Source organism: Rhizobium sp. P28RR-XV (genome assembly GCF_012641385.1).
Taxonomy (GTDB): Bacteria; Pseudomonadota; Alphaproteobacteria; order Rhizobiales; family Rhizobiaceae; genus Rhizobium.
In genome coordinates this window covers 141,687-161,928 of the sequence record NZ_JABAIG010000003.1, presented here as the reverse complement: position 1 = coordinate 161,928, position 20,242 = coordinate 141,687, and the positions used below count along the sequence as shown (strand labels likewise).

General features: G+C 60.4%; 20 protein-coding genes. 12 read left to right on the top strand and 8 right to left on the bottom strand.

Going from position 1 to position 20,242, the window contains the following annotated elements; translation table 11 throughout:
• Positions 1 to 65 precede the first annotated feature (65 nt).
• From HGP12_RS07670 to HGP12_RS07630, 9 genes are all read left to right on the top strand, one after another.
• Positions 66 to 1,016, top strand: a complete 951-nt coding sequence (locus HGP12_RS07670; protein WP_168839500.1) for a GAF domain-containing protein — start codon at positions 66 to 68, stop codon at positions 1,014 to 1,016.
• 156 nt (positions 1,017 to 1,172) lie between these two features.
• Positions 1,173 to 2,681 carry an aldehyde dehydrogenase gene (gene adh / locus HGP12_RS07665; RefSeq protein ID WP_168839501.1) on the top strand — a complete coding sequence of 503 codons (1,509 nt, stop codon included), beginning with the start codon at positions 1,173 to 1,175 and terminating at the stop codon, positions 2,679 to 2,681.
• An 81-nt stretch (positions 2,682 to 2,762) separates the two neighbouring features.
• Positions 2,763 to 3,155: a DUF779 domain-containing protein gene (locus HGP12_RS07660; RefSeq protein ID WP_168839502.1), complete on the top strand. Its 393-nt coding sequence runs from the start codon at positions 2,763 to 2,765 to the stop codon at positions 3,153 to 3,155.
• 94 nt (positions 3,156 to 3,249) lie between these two features.
• Positions 3,250 to 3,846, top strand: a complete 597-nt coding sequence (locus HGP12_RS07655) for a DJ-1/PfpI family protein (protein WP_168839503.1) — start codon at positions 3,250 to 3,252, stop codon at positions 3,844 to 3,846.
• A 17-nt stretch (positions 3,847 to 3,863) separates the two neighbouring features.
• Positions 3,864 to 4,214: a ribbon-helix-helix domain-containing protein gene (locus tag HGP12_RS07650; protein WP_168839504.1), complete on the top strand. Its 351-nt coding sequence runs from the start codon at positions 3,864 to 3,866 to the stop codon at positions 4,212 to 4,214.
• Between the two features lie 221 nt (positions 4,215 to 4,435).
• The gene (locus HGP12_RS07645) at positions 4,436 to 5,056 is read left to right on the top strand and encodes a hypothetical protein (protein ID WP_168878697.1); all 621 of its coding nucleotides are present in this window, start codon (positions 4,436 to 4,438) and stop codon (positions 5,054 to 5,056) included.
• Between the two features lie 456 nt (positions 5,057 to 5,512).
• Positions 5,513 to 6,526: an aldo/keto reductase gene (locus HGP12_RS07640; protein ID WP_168839506.1), complete on the top strand. Its 1,014-nt coding sequence runs from the start codon at positions 5,513 to 5,515 to the stop codon at positions 6,524 to 6,526.
• A gap of 433 nt (positions 6,527 to 6,959) precedes the next feature.
• A complete protein-coding gene (locus tag HGP12_RS07635) occupies positions 6,960 to 7,304 on the top strand; it encodes a BON domain-containing protein (RefSeq protein ID WP_168839507.1) in 345 nt (114 codons plus the stop codon).
• On the top strand, positions 7,301 to 7,822 hold the full coding sequence (locus HGP12_RS07630; protein ID WP_168839508.1) for a DUF992 domain-containing protein: 522 nt from the start codon (positions 7,301 to 7,303) through the stop codon (positions 7,820 to 7,822). Before HGP12_RS07635 ends, HGP12_RS07630 begins: the two co-directional genes overlap by 4 nt.
• Before the next feature lie 131 nt (positions 7,823 to 7,953).
• On the opposite strand, the gene katG is transcribed toward HGP12_RS07630, so the two are convergent.
• On the bottom strand, positions 7,954 to 10,152 hold the full coding sequence (gene katG, locus HGP12_RS07625; RefSeq protein ID WP_168839509.1) for a catalase/peroxidase HPI: 2,199 nt from the start codon (positions 10,150 to 10,152) through the stop codon (positions 7,954 to 7,956).
• Between the two features lie 342 nt (positions 10,153 to 10,494).
• On the opposite strand from katG, the gene HGP12_RS07620 reads away from it, so the two are divergent.
• Both HGP12_RS07620 and HGP12_RS07615 read left to right on the top strand, forming a co-directional pair.
• Complete coding sequence (locus tag HGP12_RS07620) at positions 10,495 to 11,475, top strand: hydrogen peroxide-inducible genes activator (protein WP_168839510.1); 981 nt, start codon at positions 10,495 to 10,497, stop codon at positions 11,473 to 11,475.
• 175 nt (positions 11,476 to 11,650) lie between these two features.
• A complete protein-coding gene (locus tag HGP12_RS07615) occupies positions 11,651 to 11,827 on the top strand; it encodes a hypothetical protein (RefSeq protein ID WP_168839511.1) in 177 nt (58 codons plus the stop codon).
• A gap of 139 nt (positions 11,828 to 11,966) precedes the next feature.
• Here the strand turns inward: HGP12_RS07615 and HGP12_RS07610 are convergent, their stop codons facing one another.
• From HGP12_RS07610 to HGP12_RS07590, 5 genes are all read right to left on the bottom strand, one after another.
• Positions 11,967 to 13,148 (bottom strand): M20 aminoacylase family protein, encoded by a 1,182-nt coding sequence (locus HGP12_RS07610; RefSeq protein WP_168839512.1) that lies wholly within the window; start codon positions 13,146 to 13,148, stop codon positions 11,967 to 11,969.
• A 75-nt stretch (positions 13,149 to 13,223) separates the two neighbouring features.
• Positions 13,224 to 14,030: an amino acid ABC transporter ATP-binding protein gene (locus tag HGP12_RS07605; protein ID WP_281408208.1), complete on the bottom strand. Its 807-nt coding sequence runs from the start codon at positions 14,028 to 14,030 to the stop codon at positions 13,224 to 13,226.
• Complete coding sequence (locus tag HGP12_RS07600; RefSeq protein WP_168839513.1) at positions 14,027 to 14,959, bottom strand: amino acid ABC transporter permease; 933 nt, start codon at positions 14,957 to 14,959, stop codon at positions 14,027 to 14,029. Before HGP12_RS07600 ends, HGP12_RS07605 begins: the two co-directional genes overlap by 4 nt.
• Positions 14,956 to 15,846, bottom strand: coding sequence for an ABC transporter substrate-binding protein (locus tag HGP12_RS07595; RefSeq protein WP_168839514.1), 891 nt, complete (start codon positions 15,844 to 15,846; stop codon positions 14,956 to 14,958). Before HGP12_RS07595 ends, HGP12_RS07600 begins: the two co-directional genes overlap by 4 nt.
• 45 nt (positions 15,847 to 15,891) lie before the next feature.
• Positions 15,892 to 16,869 carry an ABC transporter substrate-binding protein gene (locus HGP12_RS07590; protein WP_168839515.1) on the bottom strand — a complete coding sequence of 326 codons (978 nt, stop codon included), beginning with the start codon at positions 16,867 to 16,869 and terminating at the stop codon, positions 15,892 to 15,894.
• Between the two features lie 100 nt (positions 16,870 to 16,969).
• Between HGP12_RS07590 and HGP12_RS07585 the strand changes: the two genes are divergently transcribed.
• Positions 16,970 to 18,298 (top strand): PLP-dependent aminotransferase family protein, encoded by a 1,329-nt coding sequence (locus tag HGP12_RS07585; protein ID WP_168839516.1) that lies wholly within the window; start codon positions 16,970 to 16,972, stop codon positions 18,296 to 18,298.
• A 9-nt stretch (positions 18,299 to 18,307) separates the two neighbouring features.
• Here HGP12_RS07585 and HGP12_RS07580 read toward each other — a convergent pair whose 3' ends face one another.
• Positions 18,308 to 19,378 (bottom strand): acyltransferase, encoded by a 1,071-nt coding sequence (locus tag HGP12_RS07580; RefSeq protein ID WP_168839517.1) that lies wholly within the window; start codon positions 19,376 to 19,378, stop codon positions 18,308 to 18,310.
• A 36-nt stretch (positions 19,379 to 19,414) separates the two neighbouring features.
• On the bottom strand, positions 19,415 to 20,230 hold the full coding sequence (locus HGP12_RS07575) for a galactosyl transferase (RefSeq protein WP_168839518.1): 816 nt from the start codon (positions 20,228 to 20,230) through the stop codon (positions 19,415 to 19,417).
• Between the last annotated feature and the right edge of the window lie 12 nt (positions 20,231 to 20,242).

Genomic DNA, 20,242 nt, shown 5'->3' with positions numbered 1-20,242 from the left:
GGGGAGGATTGCCTCAACCGCCTTTTTTAGCGACAATCAAGGCAGCGTTCGGTGGGAGGAGCCAGATGCACGAATATTCCGCGCATGCGGATCAGGTCTATGCGTCCGCGCAATCGGCGGCGGCAAGTTCTTCGGTAGTGGCTTCCTGGCGGCGCTGCATGACCATGCATCGTCTCGCGCCGGAGGATCAGCGTTTGCCGATGCGCCTGGCCGGTCAGGAGTTCCAGGTGGCATTGGAGCGGTCGCAGCGGCTGGTTGCCGAAGCTTCGAACGAACTGGATCGTCTTTTCCTTGCGGTCGGCAAGGCCGGTTGCTGCCTGCTGCTGACCGATCGTGACGGCATCGCGCTCGAACGCCGTGGTGCTGCCGGCGACGACAAGGAATTCCACGATCTGGGCCTATGGACCGGCTCCGTCTGGACCGAGGCTAGCATCGGCACCAATGGTATCGGCACGGCGCTTGCCGACGAGCGGGCCGTGGCGATCTTTCGCGATCAGCACTTCTTTTCCTCCAACATCAATCTCAGCTGCACGACCGCTCCGATCCGCGATCATCGCGGCCAGCTTGCCGGCGCTCTCGACATTTCCTCCTGCCGCGACGATATCAACGACGCGACCCTGGCGATCCTGTCGCAGACCGTGCGGGACGCGGCGGTGCGCATCGAGCTCAATCTCTTCCGCGGCGCCTTTGCAGGCGCCCGCTTCGTCATGGTGCCGACGGATACGGCTTCCACTTCTGCGCTGCTCGCGGTCGATCGCAACGATCTCGTGCTCGGTGCGACACGGGCAGCCCGTCTTGCCCTGCGGCTCGACGATCACCGTATCGCTGCGGGAATTCCCGCGTCCGATATTCTGCGCGAGCAGGGCGCCGGGAGTGAGGATCTCCTGGAGGCAGAACGTGCCGCCCTGCTCAGGGCGCTTTCCCGCGCCAATGGCAATGTCTCCCAGGCAGCCGCGGCGCTCGGCATGAGCCGCTCGACGCTGCATCGAAAGATGAACCGGCTCAATCTGCACTGAATTGCCGATAGAGGTACATTCCCAGGGGCACGTGTCGCAGAGTTGCGACACTGTGCGCCGCAGCACGTAAGGTCGCCCCTATCGCCGGTGGCCATATGCACGCAGACTTTTCCCATTGGGTTCGTTGACCGGACCCGCCGACCAAGGGAGGATGGCATGCTGCATCAGAAGATCGTCGAATCTCCGTTCAAGCTGAAATATGGCAACTATATCGGCGGCGAGTGGCGCGAGCCGATCGCCGGCAGGTATTTCGACAACCTCACGCCGATCACCGGCGCCAAGATCTGCGAGATACCGCGTTCCGACGAAAAGGATATCAACGCCGCCCTCGATGCCGCCCATGCGGCAAAGGATAAATGGGGCCGGACCTCCGTCACCGAGCGTTCCAACATCCTGATGAAGATCGCCCAGCGCATGGAAGACAAGCTGGAAGTGCTGGCGCAGGCGGAAAGCTGGGACAATGGCAAGCCGATCCGCGAAACCATGGCGGCCGACATCCCGCTCGCCATCGATCACTTCCGCTACTTCGCTTCGTGCATCCGCGCCCAGGAGGGCTCGATCGGCGAAATCGATCACGATACCGTCGCCTACCACTTCCATGAGCCGCTCGGCGTCGTCGGGCAGATCATTCCCTGGAACTTCCCGATCCTGATGGCGGCCTGGAAGCTTGCGCCGGCGCTCGCAGCCGGCAATTGCGTCGTCATCAAGCCGGCCGAGCAGACACCCGCCTCGCTGCTGGTCTGGGCGGAGCTCATCGGCGATCTTCTGCCGGCGGGTGTGCTCAACATCGTCAACGGCTTCGGCCTGGAGGCCGGTAAGCCGCTGGCGACCAGCCCGCGTATCGCCAAGATCGCCTTTACCGGCGAGACGACGACGGGCCGGCTCATCATGCAATATGCCAGTCAGAACCTGATCCCCGTGACGCTCGAACTCGGCGGCAAATCGCCGAACATTTTCTTTGCCGATGTCGCTGCCGAGGACGATGATTTCTTCGACAAGGCGCTCGAAGGCTTTGCGATGTTCGCGCTTAACCAGGGCGAAGTCTGCACATGCCCCAGCCGCGCGCTGATCCAGGAATCGGTCTACGACCGCTTCATGGAGCGGGCCGTCAAACGCGTGGAAGCCATCAAGCAGGGTAATCCGCTCGACCCCGCAACCATGATCGGCGCCCAGGCTTCGAGCGAGCAGATGGAGAAAATCCTCTCCTATCTCGATATCGGCAGGCAGGAAGGCGCCGAAGTGCTGACGGGCGGCGCGCGCTCTGATCTCGGTGGCGAATTGTCGAGCGGCTACTACATCAAGCCGACCATCTTCAGGGGCCACAACAAGATGCGTGTGTTCCAGGAGGAAATCTTCGGCCCTGTCGTATCGGTGACCACCTTCAAGGACGAGAAGGAAGCACTCGAAATCGCCAACGATACGCTCTACGGCCTTGGCGCCGGCGTTTGGACCCGCGACGGTAACCGCGCCTATCGCTTCGGCCGCGAAATCCAGGCCGGACGCGTCTGGACGAATTGCTATCATGCCTATCCGGCGCATGCGGCCTTCGGCGGCTACAAGCAGTCGGGCATCGGGCGCGAGACGCACAAGATGATGCTCGATCACTATCAGCAGACCAAGAATATGCTGGTCAGCTACAGCCCGAAAGCGCTCGGCTTCTTCTGAGACCTCCCAACGAAGCCATTGAGGCTCCCAGCGGCAGCTGGGGGCCTTCAGGTATTCGCATATCGAGGAGGGAGGATCATCATGGACGATAGTGGATCGGAGCCTCGGGTGCTTGCGACCGGCAAGGCGCTCGAGCTCATCCGCGAGATACAGAAGGAGCATCCCGATATCCTTTTTCATCAGTCGGGCGGGTGCTGCGACGGCTCGTCGCCGATGTGCTATCCGGCTGATGAGTTCATGATCGGCGATAATGACGTGAAACTCGGCGAGATCGGCGGCGTGCCCGTCTATATCAGCGGTAGCCAGTTCGAGGCGTGGAAGCATACGCAGCTCATCATCGATGTCGTGCCGGGGCGTGGCGGCATGTTCTCGCTCGACAATGGGCGGGAGAGGCGGTTTCTCACACGGTCGCGCCTTTTTGGCGGCGGCGAAGCCTGTACAATCCCGGACATCAGCCATCCGCCGAGGCAGTAAGCAGGGTCATAAACGGCGTGTAGTATTCTCTTAATACCCCCGCCGCCCGGCGTTTTGCTAGAGTGTCGTCTGTTGGTTTTGAGGGAGGAAGACAATGCCGGCAGCAAAGATCCTGATGATCACGGGTGATTTAACCGAAAACTACGAAACCATGGTGCCGTTCCAGACGCTGCTTGCCTGTGGTTATACGGTCCATGCCGTTTGCCCGGGCAAGAATGCCGGCGAGACAGTGGCAACGGCCATCCATGATTTCGAAGGCGATCAGACCTATTCCGAGAAGCGCGGCCATAATTTTGCGTTGAACGCCACCTTCGCCAGCATCCGCGCCGAGGATTACGACGCGCTCGTCATTCCGGGCGGCCGGGCGCCGGAATATCTGCGCCTGAACCCCGACGTCATCAATGCCGTTCAGCACTTCTTCGAGGCAGACAAGCCGGTTGCCGCCATTTGCCACGGGGCGCAATTGCTGACCGCAGCTGGTGTCCTCAAGGGGCGCACCTGCTCGGCCTATCCCGCCTGCCGCCCGGAAGTGGAGCTCGCCGGCGGCATATATGCCGATATCGCCATCAACGACGCCGTCGCCGACGGCAATCTCGTGACAGCGCCGGCCTGGCCGGCGCATCCGGCATGGCTGCGCCACTTCATGGCCGTGCTCGATGCCAACGCTTTGTCGGAAGCCAACGCCGCCTGAAACTGAAGGGGACACGCATGTGCGAATTGTTCATCAAGGCCGATGCCAGGCCATGGGAAAGCACCACGCGCTCCCTGCGCATCGACGGCATGGTGACCAGCGTGAGATTGGAAAACTTCTTCTGGTCGAAGCTGGAGGAAATCGCCCGGCGCGACGGTATGAACGTGGTGCAGCTGATTACGAAGCTGCACCATGAATCAATCGATGCCGGCCATGATCTCGGTAATTTTACCTCGTTCCTGCGTGTCTGCTGCGCGCGCTATCTCGACCTGCAGCTTGCCGGCGACATTTCGAGCGATCTTTCCCAGCCCATTGCCGGTGTCGACGCGCCTGCCATTCTTGGACGGGAACGGCTGAAATATCATTGATCGCATCGCGAGGCCGGCGTCCGCGTTGCAGGGCACTTGCTAAGTGCCGAGTGTCGATCGGACGTCGGATTGGCTTTGCGCTGGGATGCAACTTATGGAGAAGTCATCATGGACATTTATATCCTGGGTTATCCAAGCTTTAACTAACCTCTGGTAGTGCTGATCGTATAGACTATCGCATGAGGCATAGAGCTTTGCGCCAGGTCTCCATGAAGGGGAGGTTGAGCGTTGCGAGGATTCGCTATGACTTCCATCCCCAACACGCCGTCAGTGGCGTTGGTCATCCTTCAACGGCTGACGCCACCGGCACTGCGGCACCGCAGCGGGCACAATCGGGCACCGACAGCTTAATTGCGGTGGCAACCGGTCAGGCAAATATGGTGAGCGTCTCCAGGCAACCGACCCCTGCGCAGTCGAAAGTCTCCGAGGCCATGTTCAGCATGAGCGGGAATAGTATTGCGAAACAGAAGCTCGATCTTATCGAGCGCACGGGCAAGGCTCTTGGCATCGAGCGGAGCAGTTATGCGTCCATGGATGATTTTGTCGCGGCGATGAAAAAAGCCTTTGGCGAGATAAAGGTACAGCCGGGCGGAATGGGGGCTATCCACGGGCTGGAAAAGGAACTTGGTCTCGACAAGCTCGGTCTATCGCTTGAGGACGTCATCAACAGCGCCACGGATGGTGGCGACAATGACAAGGTGACCCGCGCGTTCGAAAAGCGGTCGCATAAGGACAAAGATAAGAAAGACGATACCGAGACGGACGATGGCAGCAAGACAACGCAGGAGGTGGTGGTCGATCAAGTTGCCGCTGGCCTATATGGTCTCCTGTCCTTTAGCTGATTTAAAGCGACCCGCTTGTCCTGTGGTATTTGAGGCAACCAGCCTACCTCTAATAAGTTCGGCGACCGCACCCGCGGCGGTTTCCATGTAGCTTAGATCGCGATGAAGCAGCACGACGGCAAACGAACCGTCGAGAAGCAGCATGATCTGGCGTGCGGGCGGTAAAGCATTATCGCTTGCTCCAGCCTCCGTAAGCACCGAGCCTAGCCAGTCCTCGACACGCTCGCCTGGCTGCGGGAAGGCCGCAATCCTTGGCCTTCCCGCGCGCTCCTGTCGGAGAATTCCTCGCACCCTTGAAAGCTTAGTCCCGCGTGGCAAGCGATCAGCGGATCAGCGACCGACCATTATCCGAATTCCCGAATTGTAAAATCGAAAATTGCGGCTTAATTCCTTTATTCGACGATCTTACATACCACATCGGATATGTATCGGCTTGCGCCGGCTGGGGGATAATGCATGCATCTTGGTGATTATGCCGCGCTCGGGCATTCGGAGTTGCGCGTCAGCCCGCTTGCCCTCGGAACCATGACTTTCGATGAGGATTTTGCCTGGCATTCGCGCGACAAGGCTGAGGTGATTCTTGATCGCTACCTTGATCTCGGCGGCAATTATATCGACACTGGCAACGGCGACGTAAAAGCGGGTGGCCAGACGGTTGTCGGCAATTACTTTGCGCAGAACTCGATCAGGCGCGATCGGCTTGTCATTGCTGCCAGGTTCAACGCGGATCGGAACGGCCAAGCATCTGGCCGCAAAGCCGTGATAAATGGCTTCGAACAGGCCCTGCGGCGGCTTCGTACGGACTATCTTGACCTCTATTGGCTGAACAATTGGGACATACAGGCTCCGCTGGAGGAGATACTCGCGGCGCTGCATGATCTCGTCCAATCGGGAAAACTGCGCTATTTCGGCATCTCCGATGCACCGGCCTGGAAGGTGGCGCATGCACATCTGCTCGCACAATCCAACGGCTGGCCGCCGTTCATCGGTCTGCAGATTGAATATTCGCTCGCCGCGCGCCTGTTTGAGGTCGAGCTCATTCCGATGGCGCGGGGATTGGGGCTCGGCGTCGTATCGCATTCGCCGTTAAACGGCGGGCTCATCAGCGGCAAGTATACGCGCACAGACAATGCACGGCTGAGGTCGGGTCAGGCTGCGCAATTGGCGCAGACGCCCGGCGAGGAGGATTTCGAAATCGTCGATGCCCTGATCCGCGTCGCCGGCGAGCTTGGCACCAGCACTGCTCGCGTCGCCCTTGCCTGGGCTATGGCGCGTCCGGCCGTGTCGTCCACCGTTATCGGCGTGCGGAGCATGGAGCAGCTTGACGAGGATATTGGTGCACTCGATGTCTGCCTATCGACAGAGCAGACGGTGACCCTCGATGCGCTAACGATCCCGAGTCATTCGCTTGCCCCATCGCTATTACTGCGCGACGCCGCTCCTGCCAGCGCGTGGATAACGCCCCGGTAAGCGGTCGGCCTTTGATCATTTGCCAATGCCGTCCCTGCCTGCTCACGCGACGGCTTCGCTTATCGATCATTCCTCCTATCTGAGTTGCCAATATCGAGACGAGGAATGGCATGAGCGGGAGGCACGTCGCCGCCACTGAATGTGAACGGGAACGCCCTATCCGGGCCGGTCCTGGCCTCAAAAAGGCTGTTTTCTACTAGTAGTCATGTTCGTTTCTGCTCTACACGCGCAGGCGTTGCCGCCCTACTTCATTGTCATGGCTTCGGGGAATGCCCGCGCTGCTTCTTTTGAAAAAGCTCAAGGAGACAGGAAATGGACAAAAACCGTGTCAAAGGCGCAGTCAGGCAAACAACCGGAAAGCTGAGCCGGAACGCGCTTCGTTGACGCCATGCGGCGGGCAAACACTTGTTCTTGCGACTTGTCGAGGCTTCCGATGCTTTTCCTGGCCAAGCTTTCATCGCTGATGACATCACCGGATCGAGGTGCGACCTGCGCGGCGATCCGGTGCCTGATTGCTTATGCCGAAGGACTCGAAGATTGCCGCATCGAGGTCATCGCCTCGGAGGGGGCCATCGTCCTGTCCGGGGTTGCGCCCTCCGATCAGGCACGTCAGCGAGCCATTGCGATTGCCGGCGAATATGCTGGGACCCGCATCATCAACAACATCGTTATCCAGGCTAATCGCGGATCTTCCATCGAGACCGGGATCGGCTCGTCGAGTTCCCCTGCGCCGTCCGGGCTGACCGCGGCGCTTAAACCGCCGAAGGAGGTGACATGAAAAAGACCATCATTGCGGCCGCGGCCATTGCCGTGGCGTTCGGTTCCGCGGCTTCCGCCGCCAGCAGCCAGCAACACCATCCGAAAAGGCAATCGGCGCAAGTCGCCTCCGAGCCCAGGCAACGCCTTGGAACGCTTTCTTGCGAAGTGGCAGGCGGCGTCGGCATGATCATCGGTTCCAACAAGCAGGTCAGCTGCACCTTCAAACAGCGAACCGGCAAGGTCGAACGCTATACGGGCGCGATCGGCAAGCTCGGGATCGACATCGGCGTGACCCGCAAGACCTATCTGAGCTGGATCGTCATCAACACCGCACCCACGCGCGTCGGCGATGGTGCCCTGGCTGGCACCTATGTCGGTGCATCCGCGGGTGCTTCCGTTGGCCTCGGTCTTGGAGCCAATGCGCTGGTCGGCGGCAATTCCAAGAATTTTGCGCTGCAGCCGCTGAGCGGCGAAGCGGGAACCGGCCTGAATGTCGCAGCCGGCGTTTCCCGCCTGCAATTGCGTCCGGCTAGCTGACGCGGCGATAGCGCTGCCGTATGGAAGCACGCCGTCAACATGATGTCCTCGCTGCGCGGTCGCGTACGCGGGTCATTCGTCAACCGGACGCGACCTGAAGCTGGTCGCGTCCGGAACTATTTTACTTCACTTCAAGCAATGTCGAAGCGGTCGGCGTTCATCACCTTGGTCCAGGCCGCAACGAAGTCCTGCACGAACTTCTTCTCGGCGTCGGATTGGCCGTAGAGTTCGGCGAGCGCGCGCAGCTGCGAGTTTGAGCCGAAAACAAGATCGACCCGTGTGGCGGTCCACTTGACGTCGCCGCTTGCGCGATCCCGTCCCTCGAAGACGTCCTTGGCATCGGAAACGGCCTTCCACTCCGTGCCCATGTCGAGCAGGTTCACGAAGAAGTCGTTCGTCAGTGCTTCCGGGCGCTTGGTGAAGACGCCATGCTGGCTCTGGCCGACATTGGCGTTCAGCGCACGCAGGCCGCCGACGAGAACCGTCATTTCCGGAGCCGTCAGTGTCAATAGCTGTGCCTTGTCGATCAGCAGCTCCTCGGAAGAGACGCTATAGGCTTTCTGCTGATAGTTGCGGAACCCGTCTGCCATCGGCTCGAGAACGGCAAAGGCCTCGACATCGGTCTGTTCCTGAGATGCATCGGTGCGACCCGGAGCGAAGGGAACAACCACATCGTGGCCGGCCTTCTTCGCAGCCTGCTCGACGGCGACCGAGCCGCCGAGAACGATCAGATCGGCGAGCGATACCTTCTTGCCGCCGCTCTGGGCATCGTTGAACTTCTTCTGGATGCCTTCGAGCGTCTGCAGCACGGAAGCGAGCTGGGCTGGCTGGTTGGCCTCCCAATCCTTCTGCGGAGCGAGACGAATGCGGGCGCCATTCGCACCACCGCGCTTGTCGGAGCCGCGGAAGGTGGAGGCGGAGGCCCAGGCCGTCGAAACCAGCTGCGGAATGGTCAGGCCCGATGCGGCGATCTCGCTCTTGAGGGTGGCGATATCGTTGGCGTCGATCGATGCATGATCGGCCGAAGGAATCGGATCCTGCCAGATGAGCTCTTCGCTGGGCACTTCCGGGCCGAGATAACGGGTGTGCGGACCCATATCGCGATGGGTCAGCTTGAACCATGCGCGGGCGAAGGCGTCAGCAAACTCGTCCGGGTTTTCGAAGAAGCGGCGAGAAATCTTCTCGTAAGCCGGATCGAAGCGCAAGGCGAGGTCCGTGGTCAGCATGGAGGGAGCGTGACGCTTGGACTTGTCGTGCGCGTCCGGGATGGAGCCGGCGCCGGCGCCGTGCTTCGGCACCCATTGATGCGCGCCGGCCGGGCTCTTCGTCAGTTCCCATTCGTAGCCGAACAGGTTCCAGAAGAAATTGTTGCTCCACTTCGTCGGCGTCGAGGTCCAGGTGACTTCGAGACCGCTGCCGATCGTGTCGCCGCCTTTGCCGCTGCGGAAGCTGTTCTTCCAGCCGAGGCCCTGTTCCTCGATGCCGGCTGCTTCCGGCTCGGGGCCGACATGCGCCGCATCGCCTGCGCCATGGGTCTTGCCGAAGGTGTGGCCGCCGGCGATGAGAGCCACGGTTTCCTCGTCGTTCATCGCCATGCGGGCGAAGGTGTCGCGGATGTCGCGTGCTGCTGCAAGCGGATCGGGATTGCCGTTCGGGCCTTCCGGATTAACGTAGATGAGGCCCATCTGCACGGCAGCCAGCGGGTTTTCCAGGTCACGGTCGCCAGAATAGCGTTTGTCGCCGAGCCAGGTCTCTTCCGCGCCCCAGTAAATGTCCTCTTCCGGTTCCCAGACGTCTTCGCGACCGCCGCCGAAGCCGAAGGTCTTGAAGCCCATGGATTCCAGGGCGACGTTGCCGGTGAGGATCAGAAGGTCGGCCCAGGAAATGCTGTTGCCGTATTTCTGCTTGATCGGCCAGAGCAGGCGGCGTGCCTTGTCGAGGTTGACGTTGTCAGGCCAGCTGTTGAGCGGCGCAAAACGCTGCGTACCGGAGGAGGCGCCGCCGCGGCCGTCGCCCGTGCGGTAGGTGCCGGCGCTGTGCCAGGCCATGCGGATGAAGAGCGGGCCGTAATGACCGAAGTCGGCCGGCCACCAGTCCTGCGAATCCGTCATGAGGGCGGTAAGGTCCTTCTTGAGGGCCTCCAGATCGAGCTTCTTGAACTCTTCCGCATAGTTGAATGCCTTGCCCATCGGGCTGGACAGCGCGGAGTTCTGATGAAGGATCTTGAGGTTCAGCTGGTTTGGCCACCAGTCACGGTTCGAACGGGCCGAAACGCTTGTGTTTCCATGCGGAAACGGACACTTGCCGGCATTTTCGACTTTTGTATCCATAATTTTCTCCCTTACGATGATGTGGACTGCGACGACTGGAGAAAGGGGTTGGTGACCCTCCCGGGAAGTCGTTTGGTTTTATGACAAGCGTAACGGCGGCATGTCCGACGCATGAAAATCTCTCATTGTATCGACCTCGCATAAAGCGGATTCGCGGAAAACCGACAAGTCAAATGCCTCGCTTTCCAAACGGTCCGCGCGTCGATGAATTGAACGCAGTCAATGCTCTCAATGTGAGCTTCGTATGACAGGCGGCCGCATCTCATCTCTGCGGCGGGACTATAGCCAAGGCTACCCATTAATTTAAGTTGGATTTCCTGATTGGTGCGATAAGATAAACTTATGACAAATTTGACTTTCAAGCAGCTTCGCTATTTCGAAGCCTTGGCCAGGCACGGCCACTTCGGACGCGCCGCCGATGTATGCGCCATCTCTCAGCCCGCTTTGTCGATGCAGATCAAGGAATTGGAAGAGCAGCTCGGCACGGATCTTTTCGAAAGAGGTGCGCGGCAGGTTCGGCTGACGAATTTCGGAGAGGCTTTCGCGGGCCGCGTCCGCAATATCCTGCGATCGGTCGATGAGCTCGGAGACCTTGCGCGCGCATCGCACAACCAGCCTGTCGGCCGACTGCGAATCGGGATCATTCCGACGGTCGCCCCGTATCTGCTGCCGAGCATCATCGGCAATCTCTCCCGCATCTATGACGGACTCGATATCCATGTGCGCGAGACCCTGACGTCGAAACTGGTGGAGGAGCTGGAGGAGGGGCGGCTTGACACCGCCATTGTCGCTCTGCCCGTATCCGAGCCGTCGCTGACGGAAATCCCGCTATTTGCCGAAAACTTCGTGCTGGTGCGGCCACGCGAGGATGAGGGCAAGCCGGTGCCCAACCGCGAAGCGCTCCGCGAAATGCGGCTGCTATTGCTGGAGGAGGGGCATTGCTTCCGCGATCAGGCTCTGTCCTTCTGTAATATACAGTCGGCCCTTCCTCGGGAACTGATGGATGGCAGCTCGCTGTCGACGCTGGTGCAGATGGTCAGCGCCGGCATCGGTGTCACCCTGATACCGGAGATGGCCGTCGCGGTGGAGACGCGCTCGGCTTCGGTTTCGACCGTGCGCTTCCAGAGCCCGCAGCCCTCGCGAACGATCGGCATGATCTGGCGCAAGACGAGCCCCCTGGCCAGGCAGCTCGCGCAGATTTCCGAGGTGGTTCGCGAAGCCGCCGACGCAATGCGCGAGCAGCACGATTCGATTTCGCGCACACAGGATCTGGAATTTGACGGTCGTTTGCAGCTGCCGGCAACCAGCCGAGACGGCCGGTGATCCCTCGCGAACCAATCATCTTTACACGCGCATGTTAACGCAGCTCCATTCTTTTCCACAGGGGAGGATGTTTCAAACGATTAAAATTATTTCAATCGTTTAAATGATTTAACGCCTTGATTTACAAAGAAACTCTTCCATGTCATGCCGTAAATGCATGGCAATGGAGGTCGTGATGCAAGAGTTTGAAAACGTAAGAGATGAAATTCCTACGTATGTGATTGATCGCCTAGAAAATGAATGGCGGCTCATGCAAGCTGAGAACGTGCCGTCCAAGACCGGACTGCGGGCTGAAACGCCCGTCAACACCGCGCCGGCAACCTCCGATGGTCTCCGATCCCTCGATAAGTAATCGTTTCCGGAGGCCGGATCGCGCTGCACCGACAGGCTGTAACTCCTGCAATGCTGTCCGCCGGCACTGCCACTTTTCCCATTGCAGCCCCTAAAAAGAAACAGCCCCGGCCTAAGCCAGGGCTGTCGTTTCTATCGCTTCAGGCGTCGAGATAACGTTCCGTCAGCCGTGCCCACATGGCAGCCCCCACGGTGAGGCTTTCGTCGGCAAAATCATATTTGGCGCTGTGAAGGACGGCGGAACCGATGCCGTTGCCGAGGCGCAGGAAACTGCCCGGCTTGTGCTCCAGATAATGCGAGAAATCCTCGCTGCCGGGGATCAGGCCACAGGTGGCGACCTTGTCGGCGCCGACGAGCTCTTCGGCCACCATGCGCGCGAATTTCGTTTCCTTCTCCGAGTTGACGACGACCGGATGGCCGTGGACATAGTCGATCTCGACGGTCGCGTCGTAGCCCTCTGCGACTGATTGGGTCAGCTTGCGTATCCGGGCCTCAAGCAGCTCGCGCACCTTCGGATCGAAGGAGCGGACGGTCAGCAACATCTTGGCGCTTTCCGGAATGACGTTCGAAGCTTCGCCGGCATGAATGGCGCCGACCGTCACGACCGCGGTCTGTGTCGGATCGATGCTGCGGGCAACGATCGTTTGCAGGCTGACGACGAGATTGCAGGCAACCACGACGGGATCGACGGTCAGATGCGGGCGCGAGGCATGGCCGCCCTTGCCTATGATGGTGATCTCCACTGTATCCGCCGCCGCCATCAGCGGGCCGGAGCGCAGCAGCCAGGTGCCTTCCGCCGCGCCCGGGTGATTGTGCAGGCCGAAAATGACATCGAAGGGGAAGCGTTCGAAGAGGCCATCCTTGATCATCGCCGGAGCGCCGCTGACCGCCCCTGCCTCTTCGGCTGGCTGGAAGATCAGGTTCACCGTGCCGTTGAAGCGGCGGGTGCGAGCGAGATATTCAGCAGCCCCCAGCAGCATCGTCGTGTGGCCGTCGTGACCGCAGGCATGCATCTTCCCTGGCGCCTTGCTGGAGTAGGGGCGACCGGTTTGCTCGGTGATCGGCAGGGCGTCCATGTCGGCGCGGATCGCGATGCTCTTCTTGCCTGCCCCGACCGTCAGACGGGCGACGACACCGTGGCCACCGACATTGCGCGTCACCTCATAGCCCCAGGCTTCCAGCTTCTCGGCGACGAAGCGCGCGGTTTCCGCTTCCTCGAAGGAGAGCTCGGGATTGGCGTGGAGATGCTGTCGGATGCCGGTCAGTTCGGCCTTCATCGGCTCGAAGTCCGAGAGGCGGGCGAAATCGTTGTCGAGGGTCATGGCTATTCCAATAGTTCGCTTGAGCCGCCATCCGCCATAGAGCGTGCAGGCCTCACTGATGATGGGCCTGCCGCGCTAGATGAAGCGCGACAGGAAGCTTCTGGTGCGCGGATGCTGCGGATTGCCAATCACATCTTCCGGCTTGCCCTGTTCGACGATCTTGCCGCCGTCCATGAAGACGACGCGGTCGGCCGCTTCGCGGGCAAAGCCGATCTCGTGGGTGACGACGATCATCGTCAGGCCCTGGCTGGCAAGATCCCGCATGGTCGACAGGACCTCGCCGACCAATTCCGGATCGAGCGCCGAGGTCGGTTCGTCGAAGAGCATCAGCTTCGGCTTGATCGCCAGTGCTCTCGCAATCGCGACGCGCTGCTGCTGGCCGCCGGAAAGCTGCCTTGGATAGTTGTTCGCCTTGGCCGAAAGCCCGACGCGGTCGAGCAGTGCCAGCGCATTCTCGGTCGCTTGGCTGCGGCTCTCGCCATGGATGCCGATCGGCGCTTCGATGACATTCTGCAGCGCCGTCATATGCGGGTAGAGATTGAACTGCTGGAACACCATGCCGATTTTGCGCCGCTGCAGCGCGATCGCATGATTGGACAGTTTGACCAACCGCCCTTTGTTCAGCCGATAGCCGACCTGCTCGCCATCCAGCTCGATCGAGCCGCGATTGATCGCTTCCAGATGATTGATGCAGCGCAGGAAGGTCGATTTGCCGGAGCCGGACGGTCCCAGAATGACGACCACTTCGCCCGGCATCACATCGAGGTCGATGCCTTTCAAGACTTCGAGATTTTCGAAGGATTTATGGACGTTGCGCGCCAGCACCAGCGGCGACAAGTCGGCAACAGTGCTCACTGGCGTAGTATTCATCGGGGCGTTCATTGGTTCGCCTCCTGCGCCGGCGCGCTGTCCTTTGCGGCCCTCATCCCACCGGAGCGGCGGTCGGCGCGGCTATAGTAGCGCTCGATATAGCTCTGGCCCATGTTCAGCACCGAGGTGATCAGCAGGTACCAGATGACGGCGACGAGCAGCATCGGGACGACTTCGAAGGTACGGTTGTAAATCGACTGCACGGAATAGAGCAGATCGGCCATGGCGATGACGCTGACGAGCGACGTCGCCTTGATCATGCTGATGAGCTGGTTTCCCGTCGGCGGCACGATGGAGCGCATGGCCTGTGGAATGATGATGCGGCGCAGCGCGCGGATGCGCGTCATGCCGAAGGCTTCGGCGGTCTCGAACTGGCCCCTGTCGACCGAAAGCAGGCCGCCGCGAATGATCTCGGCCATATAGGCGGCCTCGTTGAGGGCAAGGCCGGCAATCGCCGCCGTCATGGGACTGATCACCGAATTCGTGTCCCAGCTGACGAAGGTTGGGCCGAAGGGAATGCCGATCGACAATGTGGGGAAGAGCGTCGAGAGATTGTACCAGAAGATCAGCTGCACGAGGAGCGGCGTGCCGCGGAAGAACCAGATGAACAGCGAAGCAAGCGAGCTTGCCAGCGTATCCTTCGACAGCCTGGCGATCGCCAGCAACAGGCCAAAGGCGATGCCGAGCGCCATGGCGACGACGGTCAGGCCGAGCGAGACATAGAGCCCGCTGATGACGACCGGATCGAAGAAATACTGGACGACGACATGCCAGCCGAAATTCTCATTATGGGCGACCGACCAGGCGCAATAGGTTGCGATCGATAGCGTTACGATCCAGGCTGCTACGCGGCCCTTCGGAAACGGTGTGTGGGCGTTCGCCACATCCCGCTCGGACGCATCGCCGGATGGCGATGCGATGTTTCCGGCATTGGTGCTCATTTCGGCAAGGTCCCGCCAAGATTGATACCCGGCTCCTTGATCATATTGTTCTCAAGGCCCCATTTCTTCATGATGGCGGCATAGGTGCCATTATCAATCAGAAGCTTGACGGCATCCTTGAGAATAGGCCCTAGCGGCGAGCCCTTCGGTACCACCGCGCCCTGATAGAGGTCTTCAAAGCCGTTCTTCTGGCCGACACCGGTCAGCGCCAACTGGCCGTTCGCCTGCGAAACGAAATAGGTGAGCGGCGCCTGCGAGGAGAAGAAAGCATCGGAACGCTTTGAGCGGACCGCGAGAATCGAGCTTGGCTGGTCGGTGAAGGACTGAATCTCGATTGCGCCTTTGCCATCGGTCTTGCATTTTTCCGCCTGGACCTGGATCACCTTTTCGGCCGATCCGCCCGCCATGACGGCGATGCGCTGGCCACAGGCGCTGTCCAGCGAGGTAATGCCCTTCGGATTGCCCTTTTGAACGGCGAAGACGACGAATTCCTGTACCCAGTCGACGAAGTCGTTTGCTTCTTCGCGGCTCTTGAAATCGCCGATCGGGCCGAAGGCGAACTGATAGCGGCCGGAATTGATGCCGGCGAGGATGGCAGGCAGTCCGCTGACGCTTTCATGTTCGATCTTTAGGCCAAGCACTTCGCCGATCGCGTCGGTCAGATCGGCGCTGGCGCCGGTCAGCTTGGTGCCGGTGACGATCTCGTAGGGAGGGAACGAGCCGTTATTGACTGATATCATCTTCCCTGCCGTGCGGATCGCGTCCGGCAGCTTGGCCTGCAGGTCCTTGTTGACCGAGAGTTTCGGCAGGCTGGCATCCTCCGCATAGGCGGCGGCGGACATCATCAGACTTGCGAGTGCGAGGTAGGTTATCTTTTTCAACGACATATTCATTCCCCTTTTTGCTTTGCGTCTTTGAAATTCAGTCGGTGATCAGGCAGCACTTGTCCTGCTGCCGTCGACGTCGAAGGCAAAGAGTTCCTCCGGCGCCATCAGCCGCGGCAGGATGCCCTGCACGTGCAATTCCCCAGCGAAATCGGCGACCATCTTGCGGTTGGCGGCAAAGCCGCTCGCATCCCAACCCTCGGGCAGCTCGGCCGCCGATTTCAGCAGTTCGTCGAGCATGAATGGCGTGGTGTCGGCATATTTGCGCCGCTTGCTCAGCCAGACGCGCTGCGATTCATCGATGAGAGCGCTCAGCTCGGCCATGACCCAGGGATGCTCGGCGACAAACTCCGCGTTCAATCCGATCAGGTGCATACCCGGTACATAGCCCACGTCAGCAAAATAGCGATGCTCGGCCGCGCGGAAATCCGGGAGGACCTGGCGGAAACCGGAATTGCCGGCGAAATAGCCGTCCGGCATGAACGGTGTGAAGATCGCGTCCAGCTCGCCTTCCTTGAGCAGATCCACCATCGGCCTTTCACCCGGGGCCGCCTCGATGCGGCCGGGGCGGCCGAAGCCGTCGAGGCGATCGGTGATCGGATGGGCTTCGGTGAGACGGCCGGCATACCACATGGCATCCTCGACGCCGACGCCTTCGCGCCGGAGGGCTGCGCGCGTCCAGGTATTGCCGGAGTCGCGCCATCCGGTGACGCCGATGCGCTTGCCGGCAAGTTGGGCGAAGCTCGTGATCGGGCTGTCCTTGGAGGTGATGACGCAACGGTGGCGGAAGCCGCGCATGATGAAATTCGGTATCCCGACCACGCTGTCATCGCCATCTATGCGCAGCTGCGTGTAGCGGCTGAAGGAGGTCTCGGCAGCATCATACGCATCGCTCTTGCCGATATGTGAGATCAAGGTACCGACGCGGTCCACCTTGATGTCGAGTTTCGGAGAAGAGACATCGCCCAAAACCAAAGGCGTCATGTAGTCCCAATCACGGAGGGCAAGGCGGAGAGTAAGGGGCATGAAATTCACTCGCGGGAAAACTTATTTTCCCATTGATTAAATGTTCAAAATAACACGATCAAATGTTATTACGTTATTGAACATTAAAAATGGCGCGGAAATGAGCGAAATCCGAGACGCGAAATGGTTTGCCGAAAAATTGAACGATCGGACGATCCGCGGTATCGCGCTGGAGACCAGCGCGCTTATTCGCGCCGGCGCGCTGCCTGTTGGTACCAAGTTGCCCCCGATCCGGGATCTCGCCTTTGTCCTTGGGGTGAGCCCGGCAACCCTATCCGAAGCCTGGAGCGAGCTCAGGCGCCAGAAGATCATCAGCGGGCGCGGCAGGAACGGTACATGGGTCAGCGGCGATCGCTTCGTTGCCAAGCCGGCGCGGCTCGCAAGCGTCGGTGACTACGGCTCCGACGCTCTGAACCTGACAGCCGCCGTTCCCGACGTGCGATTGCTGCCGAAGCTGGAGGCGGCGATGGCCTATGGAGCCTCCGCTGAAAATCTCAACAGCTACGAGCGCAGCCGGATCTTGCCGGAGCTGGAGGAGCAGGTCAGGAAGACGTGGCCCTACGAACCCGAGGCGTTTCTGGCAACCAATGGCGGCTATAATGCCGTCTATACCTTGATCAACGCCCTGGTGATGCCGGGAGCGACCGTTGCGATCGAGGACCCGACCGCCATGCGCCTTCTGGATATCCTCGAGGATCGCGGTGCGCGCATCATTCCGGTGAAATGCGATGAGGAGGGGCCACTGCCGTCGTCGCTGGACGAGGCGCTGCGATATCGTCCGGTCGCTTTCATCTTCCAGCCGCGCATTCATTCCGTCACCGGCCAGAGTGTGAGCCCGGCGCGCATGGCGAGCATCGCCGGGATTCTTCGCGGCAAGGATACATTGATCGTCGAGGACGACGGCGTTGCCGATATCTCGACGGCACCGCGTCATTCGATGGGGCAACTCTTTCCCGATCGCGTCATCCATATTCTATCCTACTCGAAGACGCATGGGCCGGATCTGCGGCTGGCGGTGTTGTCGAGCTCGCGGGCGATTGTCGAGCAGATCCAGTCCTATCGCAGCTTCAGTGCCGGATGGACGAGCCGGATTCTGCAGGCGGCCGGTGCCTGGCTGCTGCGCGATCCGGCGACGGCGGTATGTCTCGACCACGCCCGGCAGACCTATCGGCAGCGCCGGGCCGGCCTCATCGATGCGCTCGGCGAGCGCGGCGTCAATGCGCGCCACGGCGACGGGCTGTGCGCCTGGATACCGGTTTCGTCGGAGCCCTTCGCGGTGGTGACGCTTGCCGCCAGAGGCATCGCGGTGCATCCCGGCGCCAAGTTCTCCATTCTGCCCAGCAGCCACTTGCGCGTGGCGACGGCCAATCTCTCGGAGCGGCTGGAAGAAGTTGCCGATGCCATTGCGCTGGCGGCCGTCCATACGTGACCGGCCATGTTATCGGCTCGGGGTCGCGCCTATGCTTTTGGGTGCGCCTTTCCAGGGTGATGCATATTTTACCAGGATCGCGGCAAGCTTTGCCGAGAGGAATGCAATCACGGAAATCGCGACGAGATAGATCGCGATGTAGATCGGCTGCGGCAGTTGGACGTCGCGCATCAAATGCCCGTAGATCTCGGTAAAGCCGCGATGGCACATGTAGATCGGATAGGAGAGGTAGCCGAGAAAAATGCCGAGCCGCTGCAGCCTGGCCGGCAATTCGAGCATCGTGCCGGCAAGGACGATGAGCGGCGAGATCAGGATGCAGAAAACAAGCGCATATTTCAGCGAATAGGTCGGAAGAAACAACAAGGCTGAGATCGCCACGATCGGCAGCAGGGCGGCATAGCTGTTCATGGTCCAGCCAAACGCTGTGCTGCTTCGCAGCCGATAGATGATCATTCCGAGCGTGAAGGAGAAGAAAACGCGGGCAAAGCCGCCGTCCACCGAGCGCCATTCCCAGCCGAGATCAAGCGATTTGTGCAGGAAGACGGAGCCGATCAGCAGCGCCAGCGATGAGGCAGCAATGAGGATGAGGCTCCGTGTTGTCAGCCTGAACAGCGCGAGCGCGAAGACGAGGTTGGCGAGCAATTCCCAGAAGAGCGACCAGGCTGGACCGTTCAGCGGATAGAGCGCCCAGATATCACCCGCCGATCGGGTCAGAAAGCTCGGCGAAGGCAGCATGAAAACCGTCGTGAGGATGCTTGCCCAGAGATCGGCCTGTCCGACGCCCGCCGCCTGCCAATGTAATAGCAATTGCACAAGACCGTAGACGCTGCCGATCAGGAAGAGCGGGTAGAGGCGGGCATAGCGCGCCTTCATGAAGGCAAGAACGGTCATGCCGCCGGCGAGTTTCTCACTATAGGCCCTGGCGATGACGAAGCCGCTGAGCACGAAGAAGAAGTCGACCGCGATATAGGCCGATGGGGCATAGGGCCTGTCGAGGTGATAGACGACAACGGCGAGGGCTGCCAGGCCGCGCATCGCATCCAGGGCGGCGTATCTATGTTTCGTTGCGTCAGCCGGCATTGGTCGAAGCCTCGTTGAGCGGAAGGATTGCGCCTGCTATCCGGCGGCGCGCGCCCCGAAAAACTCATTTCTCAAGTTTCGATCGAGCGGGCGCACCCGCGAAAGATTGCCCAGGAATTGGCGGGGACTTGTGAGTACCGACCGGTTGAGGAAATGGGTCCTGATCAGACCGGAGGATTTGCTATGGGCGCCGCTATGGCCGACCCGATAGATCGCACCGCGGAAGGGAAGGGACCCGAGCGGGGAGCCGGCATCGGCGAGCAGCTTGCCGATGCGCACATGGCTGCCGAGCATGGATTTGATATAGTCGACCTCGGCGTCCGCGAAGCTTGCCGGCAATCGGTAGAGATCGGAGCGAATGATCAGCGACGTGCCGCAGTAATTGGCGAAGTCGTTATGGTGCAGCAGCAGCCGGCCACCTTCGTTCCAGAGATAGCCGCGATCGATTTTCCAGCCATTGGCATCGGTATTTTTGGCCGCGAAGTCGACGATGTTGGCGCTGACGAAATCATCGTCGTCGACGATCATGAAGAAGCGGGTGTCGCGCGCCGACAGCATGCCGCTCAGAACGCGGCGGCCCTTGTCCAGCCGGAATGCGTCGTAGACCTTCTCCCGGTCGGCGCCGTTGATGTCGTGGAGCTGGTTCGGCGGAAATGTCACGCGCGCCGCCGTAAAATTCGGCGGCAGGTCGGGCAGATCTGCGCCCTCATTGGCAACAACGACACCGCGCCAGTTGCTGTTGGATTGTCCGGAGATCGAGGCGATCGTTTGCGACAACCGCCGTTTCAGCGCGGGCCAATCATTGGAGTTGGCCTGGTGGCGAACGGGAATGATGAACGTAACCAGTGTCATGATGCGCCTTTC